At 36.4% G+C, this 12680-nt stretch carries 11 protein-coding genes; 5 read left to right on the top strand and 6 right to left on the bottom strand.

Annotated features, from left to right (window positions below):
- Nucleotides 1–92 precede the first annotated feature (92 nt).
- Entirely contained in the window at nucleotides 93–881 is a 789-nt protein-coding gene (locus MM236_RS09020; RefSeq protein ID WP_241274639.1) for an alpha/beta hydrolase, read from the bottom strand.
- A 378-nt stretch (nucleotides 882–1259) separates the two neighbouring features.
- Between MM236_RS09020 and MM236_RS09015 the strand changes: the two genes are divergently transcribed.
- From MM236_RS09015 to MM236_RS08995, 5 genes are all read left to right on the top strand, one after another.
- Nucleotides 1260–1868, top strand: a complete 609-nt coding sequence (locus MM236_RS09015; RefSeq protein ID WP_241274638.1) for a TetR/AcrR family transcriptional regulator — start codon at nucleotides 1260–1262, stop codon at nucleotides 1866–1868.
- Nucleotides 1865–3250, top strand: a complete 1386-nt coding sequence (locus tag MM236_RS09010) for a TolC family protein (protein ID WP_241274637.1) — start codon at nucleotides 1865–1867, stop codon at nucleotides 3248–3250. Before MM236_RS09015 ends, MM236_RS09010 begins: the two co-directional genes overlap by 4 nt.
- A 30-nt stretch (nucleotides 3251–3280) precedes the next feature.
- The gene (locus MM236_RS09005; RefSeq protein WP_241274636.1) at nucleotides 3281–4408 is read left to right on the top strand and encodes an efflux RND transporter periplasmic adaptor subunit; all 1128 of its coding nucleotides are present in this window, start codon (nucleotides 3281–3283) and stop codon (nucleotides 4406–4408) included.
- 6 nt (nucleotides 4409–4414) lie between these two features.
- Nucleotides 4415–7822: an efflux RND transporter permease subunit gene (locus MM236_RS09000; RefSeq protein WP_241274635.1), complete on the top strand. Its 3408-nt coding sequence runs from the start codon at nucleotides 4415–4417 to the stop codon at nucleotides 7820–7822.
- 95 nt (nucleotides 7823–7917) lie between these two features.
- Nucleotides 7918–8418 (top strand): UpxY family transcription antiterminator, encoded by a 501-nt coding sequence (locus MM236_RS08995; protein WP_241274634.1) that lies wholly within the window; start codon nucleotides 7918–7920, stop codon nucleotides 8416–8418.
- Nucleotides 8419–8546: 128 nt separating this feature from the next.
- On the opposite strand, the gene MM236_RS08990 is transcribed toward MM236_RS08995, so the two are convergent.
- The 5 genes from MM236_RS08990 to MM236_RS08970 form a co-directional block, all read right to left on the bottom strand.
- The gene (locus tag MM236_RS08990; RefSeq protein ID WP_241274633.1) at nucleotides 8547–9260 is read right to left on the bottom strand and encodes a hypothetical protein; all 714 of its coding nucleotides are present in this window, start codon (nucleotides 9258–9260) and stop codon (nucleotides 8547–8549) included.
- Nucleotides 9261–9502: 242 nt separating this feature from the next.
- Complete coding sequence (gene xseB / locus MM236_RS08985) at nucleotides 9503–9694, bottom strand: exodeoxyribonuclease VII small subunit (RefSeq protein ID WP_241274632.1); 192 nt, start codon at nucleotides 9692–9694, stop codon at nucleotides 9503–9505.
- Entirely contained in the window at nucleotides 9681–11000 is a 1320-nt protein-coding gene (gene xseA / locus MM236_RS08980) for an exodeoxyribonuclease VII large subunit (protein ID WP_241274631.1), read from the bottom strand. Before xseA ends, xseB begins: the two co-directional genes overlap by 14 nt.
- Before the next feature lie 334 nt (nucleotides 11001–11334).
- Complete coding sequence (dapA, locus tag MM236_RS08975) at nucleotides 11335–12192, bottom strand: 4-hydroxy-tetrahydrodipicolinate synthase (protein WP_241274630.1); 858 nt, start codon at nucleotides 12190–12192, stop codon at nucleotides 11335–11337.
- Entirely contained in the window at nucleotides 12186–12680 is a 495-nt protein-coding gene (locus MM236_RS08970) for a DUF6913 domain-containing protein (RefSeq protein WP_241274629.1), read from the bottom strand. The genes dapA and MM236_RS08970 overlap by 7 nt, the downstream gene beginning before the upstream one ends.

The following is a 12680-nucleotide window of genomic DNA, read 5'->3' as shown; positions in this document are numbered from 1 at the left end:
CAGGGCTATCTTGAGTCTTGCGTTTTGTGACTCTCGCCTCTCACCTCTAACCTCTCGTTTCTTCAAAAATCAACCTTCTAAAATCTTCAATCTCAACTTAAGTGCTTGACAGTTTCTTCTATCAAATCATTATGTCCGCATTCTAATTCAATTTGGATGATACTGGGGATTTTTGAACTGAATTTTTCTAGATTTTTAGAGGTAACCATCTTGTCAAATTTACCTGTGATTAAGTTAATTGGAGTTCGGTTGGATCGAATTGATTTGATGATTCCACCCAGATTTGGTTGAAGAGGTTTGAAAACATTCCAAGTAAAATACACTTGTGCTCTTTTGGTTCTTGTTTTCATCTGTGATTTGACAAATTTCACAATACTGCTCTCCAAAACACCAAGAGAATTGAGAAATGACATTGTTTTGAAGAATCTATTTGGATGTAACACTACATGCTTAAATATCCTATTGAGAACTCCTGGGAAAGTAGCCATATTGTACCAAAAGCCAGTTTTGATCCCATCTGGAGCCATGAGCAGGAGGGATTTTACTTGGGTTGGGAACAATTCATAAGTTACCAATGAGAATTTTCCACCCATGCTATAACCGATCAAATGAAACGAATGAAATCGTTCTTCATTCATCAACTGAATGATGATTTCTTTCCAAATGTTTTTTGTCAGCTTTTGGTTTACAGATCGCCAACTGCTTTGGCCATGATAGAAAATATCAAAGATGATAAAAGTGTCATCTTCTTTCCTTAAGTTTAAAAAAGAGTCATAAGCTTTCATATTTTGTCCAAATCCATGGAATAGGAGGTGAGTATCTTTTCCTAGACCATATCTTCTATATGCAAGAGTTCCAAAGTTAGTTTTCAAGTATTTCATTTCCCAAAATTAACTTTATAACGTATTGTATTTATATGTTTAGTGGGATTCTTGAAGATCGTCATATTTTTAATTATTAATTGGCTTAGCTGGGTCACAAGAATTTAGATTTATTGGCTTTGATAACTACTTTATTTATTTCTTTTTTTTGGCCACTCTCAATTTATTCAGACAATTGTGATTAAATTTTAATATGATTGAAAGTTTTGCCTTTGGAGTAATGTTAGATTAAAATTTGGGCAAATAAATATAATAGTAGTAATTATTTTGCATGGTACAATGTTATACCAGTTAGAAGAAATAATATTCTAAAATAAAACTTAAGAAACTTTGAACTTTCCGAAAGTTTCCTGAGTTTTGTCTGAAATTTATTAGAATTTGGACACAAAGGAAAAAATTATCGTAACGGCAATTGATCAATTTATGCAGTTTGGCATAAGATCAGTGACCATGGATGACATAGCCAGACTTTCAGGTGTATCAAAAAAGACCGTTTATCAGGAATTTGTAGATAAAAATCAGCTGGTCTATGAAACATTCCAAAGCGCATTGGAGCAAGATGAATGCAAAATGAAGGCTTTACCCAGCCTAAATGATGGAGTAATAGATCATTTGCTAGGGTTGTCAAGCTACGTCAGGAAAAGATTTTCACAAATGAACCCATTTGTGATGAATGAACTGCAAAGATACTATCCTCAATGTTGGCAGATTTTTGAAGAGTTTAAACAAAAGCATATTCATCAAGAGATCATCGATGTATTAATCAAAGGAATCGAAGAAGGTTATTTTAGGCCAGAAATCAATCCCCAGATAATAGCAACTATGCGGATTGAGCAAATGATGAGTCTATTTGATCCATTGAAATTTCCTCCTGCCAAGTTTAATTTGGGGGAGGTTCATGTAGAAGTGTTTGAGCATTTTTTACATGGGATTTTTACAGAAAAAGGAAAAGATACTTACCTAAAAAAGAAAAGTAAAGAAGAATGAAAGTAATAACAAAAATGATTCGGGCTGGGCTAATGCTTAGCCTGGTTACATTTTTCTTCAATGGACTGGTAAAAGCCCAGGAAGTGGTACAACTCACACTTGAAGAAAGTATCAAATATGCATTAGAAAATAATGTAGAAGCAAAAAATGCGCAATTGGAAGTGCTTATTTCCAAAGGGGTGATTGGTGAAAACAGAGCAACTGGTCTTCCTCAGATCAATAGTACTTTGGAGTTTACAAAAAATATTCAAGCACCAGTCCTTATTTTGCCAGGAGAGACTGGAGAACAAATTCCAGGTGGTGGTGGTGGTCCAGGTACTGACGCACCAGATGATATTACTGTTCTTCCATTTGCAGTAAATTATCAGTCTTCACTTACTCTTTCTGTCGAGCAGATGATTTTCAATGGCTCTTACTTTATTGGTTTGAAGGCTGCCAAAACATTGAAAGCATTGACTGAATTTGACAAAGAAAAAACAGAAGCTGATATCATCGAAGCTACAAAAAAGGCCTATTTCACTGTTTTGATCAACAAAGAAAGAAAAGAACTGGTATCTGCAAATTTGATTAGAATCAAAGAGTTATTGAAAGAAACCGAAGCATTGTATTCAGAAGGATTCGTCGAAAAATTGGATGTAAGTAGAGTGAAAGTTCAGCTCAATAATCTTCAATCCGAATTTGATAAAGTAGAAGCTGCTGAAGAAATAAGCAAGCAGGTTTTGAAAGTACAGATAGGTATGCCAGTAAATCTGGAAATTGACCTTGGTCAAAGCATTGCTGACATTCATTCGCTGTCTGAACTCGAGTCACTTTTGAGCAATCCAGGTTATAGAAGGGTAGAAGTAGATCAGATTAATAAAAATCTTGATTTGGCAAAGTTGGACCTCAAGAATAACCAAATTCAATATATGCCTGATATAGCTGCTTTTGGTACATTTCAGCGAGTAACAGGTGCTCAAAGGTTTAGTACATTAGGAGATCCTGATCGTTGGTTTTCTTCCTCATTTGCAGGCTTGAGATTGAATATTCCTATTTTTGATGGTTTGAGAAAAAGTTATAAAGTTCAACAGAATAGGGTACAGATCAGACAGCTCGAAAACCAAAAGCATTTTCTGGAAGAGAATATAGAACTAGAAAGGTATCAATCCAATATTACACTTCGAAATGCTATAAGAACACTAAATGTTCAAGAAGAAAATAGAGAATTGGCACTTGAAGTATTTGAAATGACAAAGATCAAATATCAAGAAGGTGTGGGATCTAACTTAGAAGTGGTGGAAGCAGATTCTGCATTGAAAGAAGCAGAGACAAATTACTTCTCAGCATTGTATGATGCTTTGATCGCTAAAGTTGATTTAGAAAAAGCATTGGGAATATTATAAATAGCAACAAAAATTTTATATAAAATAAATATGAAATCATATTCAAAACTTTTAATCCTTCCTTTCATTGCAGTGATGTTTTCATGTGCAAAAGAAGATGAGCTTTCCACAAAAAAAGCTGAATTGGAAGCCAAAAAGTCAGAAGCATCTGAACTGAGGGCAAGTATAGAATCTTTGGAAAAGGAAATAGCAGCACTAGATCCTGAATTTGGCAAGATGAATAGGAAATCTGTACTGATTTCTACAATTAAGCCTAACAAGGAGCACTTTCAGCATTACGTGGAAGTAACAGGATCTGTGCTTTCGAAGAAAAATGTCAATATTTCCGGTGAAGTGTCAGGGAGAATCCAAGAGATCTCTGCTGTAGAAGGTATGCGTGTCCGTAAAGGTGAAGTTCTGGCGGTAATCGATGCAGAATCGGTACAGAGAAATATCGATGAATTGGAAACCCAAATGGAGCTGGCCAACATCGTGTTTGAAAAGCAAGAAAGGCTTTGGAATCAACAAATTGGAACCGAAATCCAATATTTGGAAGCCAAAAACAGAAAAGAATCTCTGGAAAAAAACATGGCTGGTCTCAAAACCCAAATGGATAGAACAAAGGTAAAAGCGCCATTCAACGGAACTGTAGAAACTGTGAATGTCAGAATGGGCGAGTTGGTGCAACCAGGAACTCCGATGTTTCAGTTTGTTGGAGAGAGTGATTTGTTTATCGAATCTGATGTATCAGAAAGATATGTTGGTATAGTCAACAGAGGTGATTCGGTGGAGATCTCATTTCCTTCGATCAATGAGACTTTGAAAACCAAAGTAACTGCAATCGGTACAATTATCAATCCCAATAATAGAACTTTCAAAGTAGAAGTTGTATTGCCAAACTTGTCTTATGTCAAGCCAAACATGATCTCAGTGATGAAAATCAATGATTATGAAAACAAAGATGCTGTAACAGTCCCGAATTATTTGGTATTGCAAGACAGTAAAGGTGACTATGTGTACATAGTCGAGAATGACATGAGCAAGAAGAGATACATCAAGAGAGGCATGGTGTATAAGGAGATTACAGAGGTTTTGGAAGGTCTTGATGGATCTGAAACTTTGGTGGATAAAGGTTTCCGTGAAGTTGGAGATAATTTCAGTGTAAATATTTCGCAATAATTTCTTATGTCGAATCAAGAAGAAAAGAAAAAAGAAGTCACGAGGCAGTTTGGGATTAGTTCCCTTTCTGTAGATAATCAGACTTCCATAGTCATATTGGTTTTTATCATCAGTGTTTTGGGATTGATGGCATACAAAACGATGCCAAAGGAAAGCTTTCCCGAAATTGTAATTCCGACGGTATATGTCGGTACAGCCTATCCTGGAAATTCTCCTGTGGATATGGAAAACCTGATCACAAGACCAATCGAAAAAGAGCTCAAAGGGATCAATAACATCAAAGTGATCAAATCGACTTCTGTACAGGATTTCTCCTCGATCGTGGTTGAGTTTAACCCTGGAGTGGAAATATCCAAGGCGATTCAAGATGTAAAAGATGCAGTGGACAAATCAAAAAGCGAATTGCCGAATGATTTGGATAGAGATCCTGATGTGATAGAAGTCAATACTTCAGATTTTCCGATCATGAACGTGAATATTTCCGGAAATTATACTCAAGAAGAGTTGAAGAAGTTTGGGGAGTATTTGGAAGATGAAATAGAGAAACTTCCGGAGATCTCAAAGGCTGAGTTACGAGGTACGATAGAGAGGGAAATCAGGATAGATGCAGATATTTTCAAGATGGAAGCTCTTGGAGTTTCATTTTCTGATATTTCAGACGCAGTAAGTCAAGAAAACATCACTATTTCCGGAGGTAATGTCCTTGCAGGTGATTTCAGAAGAGCCCTGAGGATTACAGGGGAATTCGAGAAAGCAGAAGAAATCTTAGACATTATCATAAAGACAGAAAACAATAGAATTGTCTATCTAAGAGATGTAGCAGAGGTTCAAGATACTTTTGAAGAAAGAACAAGTTACGCTAGAAGCAAAAAACTACCTGTGGTCACTATCAACGTAGTAAAGCGAAGTGGAGAAAACTTACTAGATGCATCCGATAAGATCAAGGACTTGCTCGAAAAAGCAAAAGCCAATAGATTCCCCAATGACCTTCAGATAGACATTACCAATGATCAGTCCAAAGATACAAGAGCTCAAGTAAATGACTTGGAAAACAGTATCATCTTTGGTGTAATCTTGGTAATCTTGGTTTTGATGTTTTTCCTTGGGTTTAGAAATGCGTTGTTTGTTGGGATTGCAATTCCACTTTCGATGTTTATTTCTTTCTTGATATTGAATGCATTTGGGATCACTTTGAACCTGATGGTATTGTTTGCCTTGATCCTGGCATTAGGGATGTTGGTGGATAACGGAATCGTGGTAGTAGAGAATATTTACCGATTGATGCAAGAAGGGAAGTCACCAATAATTGCTGCAAAAGAAGGAGTGGGAGAGGTTGCATGGCCAATCATTACTTCTACGGCCACTACATTGGCTGCATTTCTTCCTTTGGCATTTTGGGATGATATCATTGGTGAATTCATGAAATATTTGCCTATCACTTTGATCATAGTATTATCTTCTTCACTTTTTGTAGCATTGGTAGTCAATCCAGTATTGACTTCCATGTTTATGAAAATCCAAGATTTGGATACTGTGAAATCCAAGAAGAGACCATTGTTGATTGCTTTAGCTTTGATGGTCATAGCCATTCTATCTTATATGTTTGGCTGGATAGCAATGGGAAATATTTCCATGTTAGCTGCTATTTTGACTGTTTTCAACGTTTTCGTGTTGAGAAATGCGATCAAATGGTTCCAGAATGTATTCTTGGTTAAGCTTGAAAATATCTATGAATCAATCTTAGCTTATGCCCTCAATGGTTGGAAACCTTACTTCTTCTTTGGAGGAATTTCTTTATTGTTGGTATTTTCGATAGCATTGTTGTTTATCAGATCACCAAAAGTTTTGTTTTTCCCAGACAATGAACCCGCTTTGGTGAATGTGTTTGTAGAAAATCCTATAGGAACAGACACCGAGGCCACAAACAGTTTTGTGTTGTCTATGGAAGATGAATTGATGGCAGTATTGGAACCCTATGATCATATCATCGAGTCTGTCATCACGCAAGTAGGTGAAGGTACTGGTGATGAATCTGAAGGGCCTAGCATAGCAAATACACCACATAAGGCAAAAATCACAATCAGTTTTGTGGAAATGCAGTACAGACAAGGAATCAATACCAATCAGGTGATGGAAGAAATCCGGGATTTGGTAGAGAAATATCCAGGTGTATTATTTACAGTGGACAAGCAGAGAAATGGCCCACCAGTGGGTAAAGCTGTAAACATAGAGGTAAGTGGTGAAAATTTCGAAGAATTGATCGCTTATGTGGGGGAATTTAGAGAATATTTGATTTCTGCTAATATTCCAGGTATAGAGGAATTGAAATCTGACTTAGAGCTAGGAAGCCCTGAGGTAGTTTTGAACATTGATAGGGAAAAGGCCAGGAGATTTGGACTTTCGACGTCCTCAATAGCCAATGAACTCAGAACTGCACTCTTTGGACTAGAAGTGTCTAAATTCAAAGATGGGGAAGATGATTTCCCAATTCAATTGAGGTTGAAGGATGAATACAGGTATGATCTTTCTTCATTGATCAATAAAAAGATCAATTTCAGAGACAAGTTTGGTAACCAGAAAGAAGTTCCTATCTCAGCAGTAGCAACTTTGGAATATGGGTCAACTTATGGATCTGTGAAAAGAAAGGATTTGAACAAAGTGATCTCTATTTTCTCAAACGTCACGGATGGATATAATCCAACTGAAATCAATGACAGATTGAAAGAGTTAGCTGCAAATTACAACACGCCAGAAGGAATCACTGTGAAGTTTACAGGTGAGCAAGAGGAGCAAGAAAAATCAACTGCATTCTTGATGAGAGCCTTGTTTATAGCAGTCTCTGTAATTTTCTTGATCATCGTTGCACAGTTCAATTCAGTAACAACTCCATTTATCATTATGGCTTCGGTAGTACTGAGTACCATTGGGGTATTCTTAGGCTTGGTGATTTTCAATATGGATTTTGTTGTGATCATGACTGGTATTGGGATCATTTCATTGGCCGGTGTAGTTGTGAATAATGCCATCGTATTGATAGACTACACCAATTTGGTAAGGCAAAGGAGAAGGGAAGAGTTGAACATGGCAGAGGATGAATATCTACCAATTGAAGAGTTGCTGAACAGTATCATTCAAGGAGGTAAGACAAGGTTGAGACCTGTATTGCTCACTGCGATCACCACTGTATTGGGCTTGGTTCCATTGGCAATTGGAATGAACATCAACTTTGCAACAATGTTGTCAGAATTTGACCCGCAATTTTATATCGGAGGTGACAATGCCACATTCTGGGGACCAATGGCTTGGACTGTAATATTTGGGTTAACCTTTGCTACGTTTTTGACGTTAGTAATCGTGCCTGTCATGTATTTATTGGCAGACAAATTCAACATGCTACTCCGTAGATTGAAATAGCATGATTATTAAAGGTTGGTGGTTTTAAATTTTTAAACCCTTGGGATTTTATCTCAAGGGTTTTTAATTTTGTATTTTTGAAGTAAATAAGATTTATGGCAGAATTAAATTGGTTTGTACTTTATACAACCTCAAGAGCAGAGAAAAAAGTAGCGCAAAGATTGGAAGAAAAAGGTTTGGAGGTATTCTTACCGATGATTGAGGAACTCAGGCAGTGGAGTGATAGAAAAAAGAAAGTTAAAAAAGCGCTTTTCAATGGGTATTTGTTTGTAAAGACAAGGAAAACGGAGCTTTGGGAGGTCCTTCAGGTGCCTGGTGCTGTCAAGTTCGTCAATTTCTCAGGAGAGCATGCCGTCGTCAGAGAAGTAGAAATAAATGCAATCAAGAGAATTCTTGAGACTGGTGTAGCTGTAGAAACTGATAATTCAGAAATTGAGCCCGGTGAAAAAGTCTCTATTATTGGAGGAGCTTTGGAAGGAATGTCAGGCGAATGTGTCAATAAGGCCAATAAAGATTATTTCATCATTCGAATTCCAGGTATTAACCAAAACTTAATGGTCAACATCCCAAGAAAATATTTGATGACGGTTTCTTGATAAGCCACTGTTTTATATCCCTTCATGGGGCGACCGATGATGAAAATCAAAGATCGGAAGAGCACTTTACAAAGTGTTCTTACTCTTAACTCCTACACTTTAATATTATTTCAGAACCAAAAAATAAATTATCTTATTCTAGATGAGGGTTTTAGATATCTTTTTATCATTATTTGAGCTTGCCAAAGATGGTCCCCAAGTCTGTTGAAATTTTCATTTCCATCAATATTATCAGTAAAACTAAATAGGAGTGAACCCTCCAACATGATGTCTGTTTTGTCATTCAGCTTGTAAGATATCCCAGCTCTGCCAGGAATATACATTGTTGTTATTTTATGGTCTTCAATAATTGGTTCATTTTCAAATTCCAAATCAACTTTTGACATCATTACACCAAGTCCAAGCCCGCCATAAATATTAAATCCAGTTCTCAGGTAAGCATGGTCTGAAGGAAACACATTGAAAACGGGCATGATATCTAGGTAGTTTACTCTACCTGAAAAATTATTTGCAGACATTCTCGATTCCCAAATATCTAAAATTCTAGCATTTGTTGTTTTAAGTCCTTCGACTTTTTGATGACCAACATTTGCTCTCACATCAAAGTATCTATTCACCTTTCTGCTGTATGCGCCAGTAATAGATGGGTTTAATTTGAATTTCAATTTGCTGTAGATACCTCCATTGTCAGCATAGATAAAAGAAGGTCCTGCACCGATGATAACAGCGTGTTCTACGGGAATTTTATACTCATAAAAACTTTGTCCTTTTCCCTCTTTTGGTACAAAAATTAATGCGAATAATATCAATAGAGGCAGATACTTCTTTTTGATGATAAACATTTCTTTCTAAGTTTATTTAAGTAAGAAAAATCAATTTAACCTTCTTTAACAAATTGCCTGCCAGTTTGCTCCTATTAAAGTTTAAAATCAAGTTTGAAATTAAACTTGATTTTAGTTGAAATTTACTTTTCTCATCAAATAAGCATGATTATCCGCAGAATCATGGTTTTGTATTTTCACAATGACAGGATTTCGGATAATTCTATTTTTTCAACATCTACCTGTACAATGTGCTGATTGCCTCAGTCTTCAAAAGCTTTATTGATTTCTTCTTCGGTCAAACGCAACTTGATCTTACATCGCTTTACCAAAACAGCAGCTTCCTTTACTAAGGAGGAAAGCTGATCTATCCCTTCTTCTCCCGATTCCAATTTTACAACAATCTCTTCTATTCTCGCGAGTGCTTTGTCATAACTTAAATTACTGCTTTCCATTTTCTTCAATTTTTGTGATTGTACTTTTTATTTTCTGTATGTGGCTGAAAGTGACCATTTCCATACCCTCTTTCAATTCAGATTGATGGATTGGTTTTCCATCAATTTCCGATCTGGTGTAGCCTTTTTTCAAAAATGAAAGAGGATTCAAATTCTGAATTGATTTTTCCAATGAACTTAAATTATTTGCTGCAGATTGCAGTTTTGTTTTAAAGTCTTTTTTTATTGTTGCTTCAAAGTTTTCAACTTTAAAGACTTCCATCTTGAGCGTATTGGAAGAAAATTGGAGTATTGTTTTCTTTTTTTGTTCCAACAATTCAAAAGACCTGTTGATCCTTATGCTATTCGCATTTTTTATTCTTGATTGAGATTCTGTCAATCTTCTTTCTTCCCACACAAGCCTTTGTGATACATTTCTTTCTATCTTTTTTAGATTGGTAAGTAGATTTTCTTCAAAACCCATAAACCCAGATAAAATAAATTCTGCCGCAGCTGTTGGTGTTTTTACTTTGGTATGTGCGACGAGGTCAGCGATTGTTTCGTCACGCTCGTGACCAATTCCCGTGATGACTGGGATAGGATATTTTGCTATTGACATGGCCAAATGGAAGTCATCAAAACAATCCAAATCCATCTGAGCTCCTCCTCCTCTAATGATAACGACCATGTCAAAACCAATATCTTGCGATTCTTCCTCAATTTGTTCGAGGGCTTTTATCATGGTTTTTGCAGCTTCTGTTCCTTGGAGGATTGCTTGAAAGAGTTTGAAATGAACCTGATAGCCATATCGATTGGATTGTAATTGCTGAACAAAATCCCCATAGCCAGCAGCAGACTGACTACTGATGACAGCTACTCTTTGTGGAACTGAAGGTAGGTCAAATCTTTTGTTCAAAGCCATCATGCCTTCGGCAGTCAATCGATCGATTATTTCCTGCCGAATCCTTGCCCTTTCACCCAATGTGAAGTTAGGGTCTATATCTTTGATGTTTAGGCTAATTCCATAAAGCTCATGGAATGTGACAGTCGCCAAAGCAAGGATTTTCATCCCTGCACGGACGTCTTGACCAGTTGTAGCTTTGAATTTTCCAGATACTGTACGAAAAGTATATTGCCAAACATTGGCCCTGATTTTTGCTTTTACCTGATTTCCATTTTTTTCTACCAATTCCAAATAAGCATGTCCCTGAGGAGCAAGTTTCAACTCTCCAATTTCTGCTACTACCCAATAACTAGGGGATAGGTTGTTTTCCAAAGAATCCCGGATAATATTATTCAAGTCTAAAAGTGAAATTGCTTGTTGCATATTTGAAATTTAAAGAAATATGATTATCCGCAATCATGCCACTAATCAATTAAACGATTGTTTTTTGGCAAACTGGTACTAATAGATATTGGATATTTATTGAGATTGGTTCGAAATCACAGGTTAATTCAATTATTTAGATTCTACTGGTATGAAAACGGATATAAATATAAAGAAATATCAATAATGATATATTAAGATTGAAACACCTTCATTCTATATAGAAAGCCCGGTCAATAGAAACTGAACAACATTGCGGATAATTAATTACTTTTTTAAACCTTCGGGGTATTTGAAAACCCCAAAGGTTTATTCTTGTTCTAGCTTTTAATTTTTACTGAACCATGGTAGCTTTTATTTTTTCTCTAAGATCGTCAGAAGCTTCGACTAATGGAAGTCTTACTGCATCTTGACAGATACCCAATTCCTTCAATAAATACTTCAATCCTACAGGATTGCTTTCTTCATACATTAAAGGGTTCAGCGAAAGGAGTTTGAAAGTAGCTTTTTTGGAAGCTTCTATATCCCCATGGCAGATTGTTTTGAAGATAGCAGGATATGCGTTTGCTAAAACCGAAATCACACCAGATCCTCCAAGAGCACGGAGAGCCGTTGTCATCATATCGTCTCCAGAAATCAGCATAAAATCAGATGGCATATTTGCTGCAATATTCATGCATTGTTCCAAATTGCCACTAGCTTCTTTCATTGCGATGATATTGGGATGGTTCGCGAGGGTAAGCGTCGTGTTAGCAGTCATATTCGTGACTGTTCTTCCAGGTACATTGTAAAGTATCACAGGTACTGGACTGGCATCTGCTATAGTGGTATAATGTGCTACAATTCCCGCTTGCGAGGGCTTGTTGTAATAAGGGCATACAGAAAGTATGGCGTCAATTCCCGAAAAATCAGTAGATTCTATTTCTTCAAGAACTCCATAAGTGTTGTTTCCTCCCAGGCCATAAACGATAGGTAACCTTCCAGAATTTATTTTTAGGCATGCATTCAAAACCTGTTTTTTCTCTTCTTTGGTCATAGTCGCTGATTCACCTGTTGTCCCTTGTACCACTAGATAATCAGCACCTTCGGATATTACATGATTGATCAACTTTTCCAAACCTAGAAAATCAATCGAATGATCTTCATTCATAGGTGTGACCAACGCTACTCCTGTACCAAATAAGTTTAACATGCTTCTTTAATTTTAATATAATAATCCAATAAATCTTGGATACTTTCTTTAAGGTTATTGTCTTTATAGTCTAGCATCAAATCCAAATATTTTCGATTCTCAGATGAGTGAAATCCGATTTTTATGGCTGTTTTCGAATGCAGCAACAAATAAAGTAAATAAGGATTAAGGTTTAAAGTGGGAACCAATATAAAATCTGTTTTTTTTTCGAGAAACCTTTCGATTCGAGCGTTGGGCTTACCCCATAAATTGAAATCCCGTGATGAAATCCCATGTTCCATGTCCCTACTGGAATCGTAAAACCCCGATATTTCAACAGATTCTCCAAAGACTGACTCTAGTTTATCCTTGCATGTGACAAACTCCACTTGAGTACTTGCCAAGATCCCAATGGAGCTTATTTTTTCGGGAAATGACAGTTTTTCATTCTTGGTGAAATTGTGCTTTCTATAACTTCTTTTTACATAATGCCTTTTAATGATATCCAT

Origin of the sequence: Belliella calami, from assembly GCF_022549695.1 — a bacterium.
Taxonomy (GTDB): domain Bacteria; phylum Bacteroidota; class Bacteroidia; order Cytophagales; family Cyclobacteriaceae; genus Belliella; species Belliella calami.
This window is presented reverse-complemented; position numbering and strand designations above follow the sequence as displayed.

Excerpts from the sequence above, each read along its gene's own strand:
- MM236_RS09020 (WP_241274639.1), bottom strand. The coding sequence starts at position 881 with ATGAAATACTTGAAAACTAACTTTGGAACTCTTGCATATAGAAGATAT.
- MM236_RS09010 (WP_241274637.1), top strand. The coding sequence starts at position 1,865 with ATGAAAGTAATAACAAAAATGATTCGGGCTGGGCTAATGCTTAGCCTG.
- MM236_RS09005 (WP_241274636.1), top strand. The coding sequence starts at position 3,281 with ATGAAATCATATTCAAAACTTTTAATCCTTCCTTTCATTGCAGTGATG.
- MM236_RS09000 (WP_241274635.1), top strand. The coding sequence starts at position 4,415 with ATGTCGAATCAAGAAGAAAAGAAAAAAGAAGTCACGAGGCAGTTTGGG.
- MM236_RS08995 (WP_241274634.1), top strand. The coding sequence starts at position 7,918 with ATGGCAGAATTAAATTGGTTTGTACTTTATACAACCTCAAGAGCAGAG.
- MM236_RS08990 (WP_241274633.1), bottom strand. The coding sequence starts at position 9,260 with ATGTTTATCATCAAAAAGAAGTATCTGCCTCTATTGATATTATTCGCA.
- xseB (WP_241274632.1), bottom strand. The coding sequence starts at position 9,694 with ATGGAAAGCAGTAATTTAAGTTATGACAAAGCACTCGCGAGAATAGAA.
- xseA (WP_241274631.1), bottom strand. The coding sequence starts at position 11,000 with ATGCAACAAGCAATTTCACTTTTAGACTTGAATAATATTATCCGGGAT.
- dapA (WP_241274630.1), bottom strand. The coding sequence starts at position 12,192 with ATGTTAAACTTATTTGGTACAGGAGTAGCGTTGGTCACACCTATGAAT.
- MM236_RS08970 (WP_241274629.1), bottom strand. The coding sequence starts at position 12,680 with ATGGATATCATTAAAAGGCATTATGTAAAAAGAAGTTATAGAAAGCAC.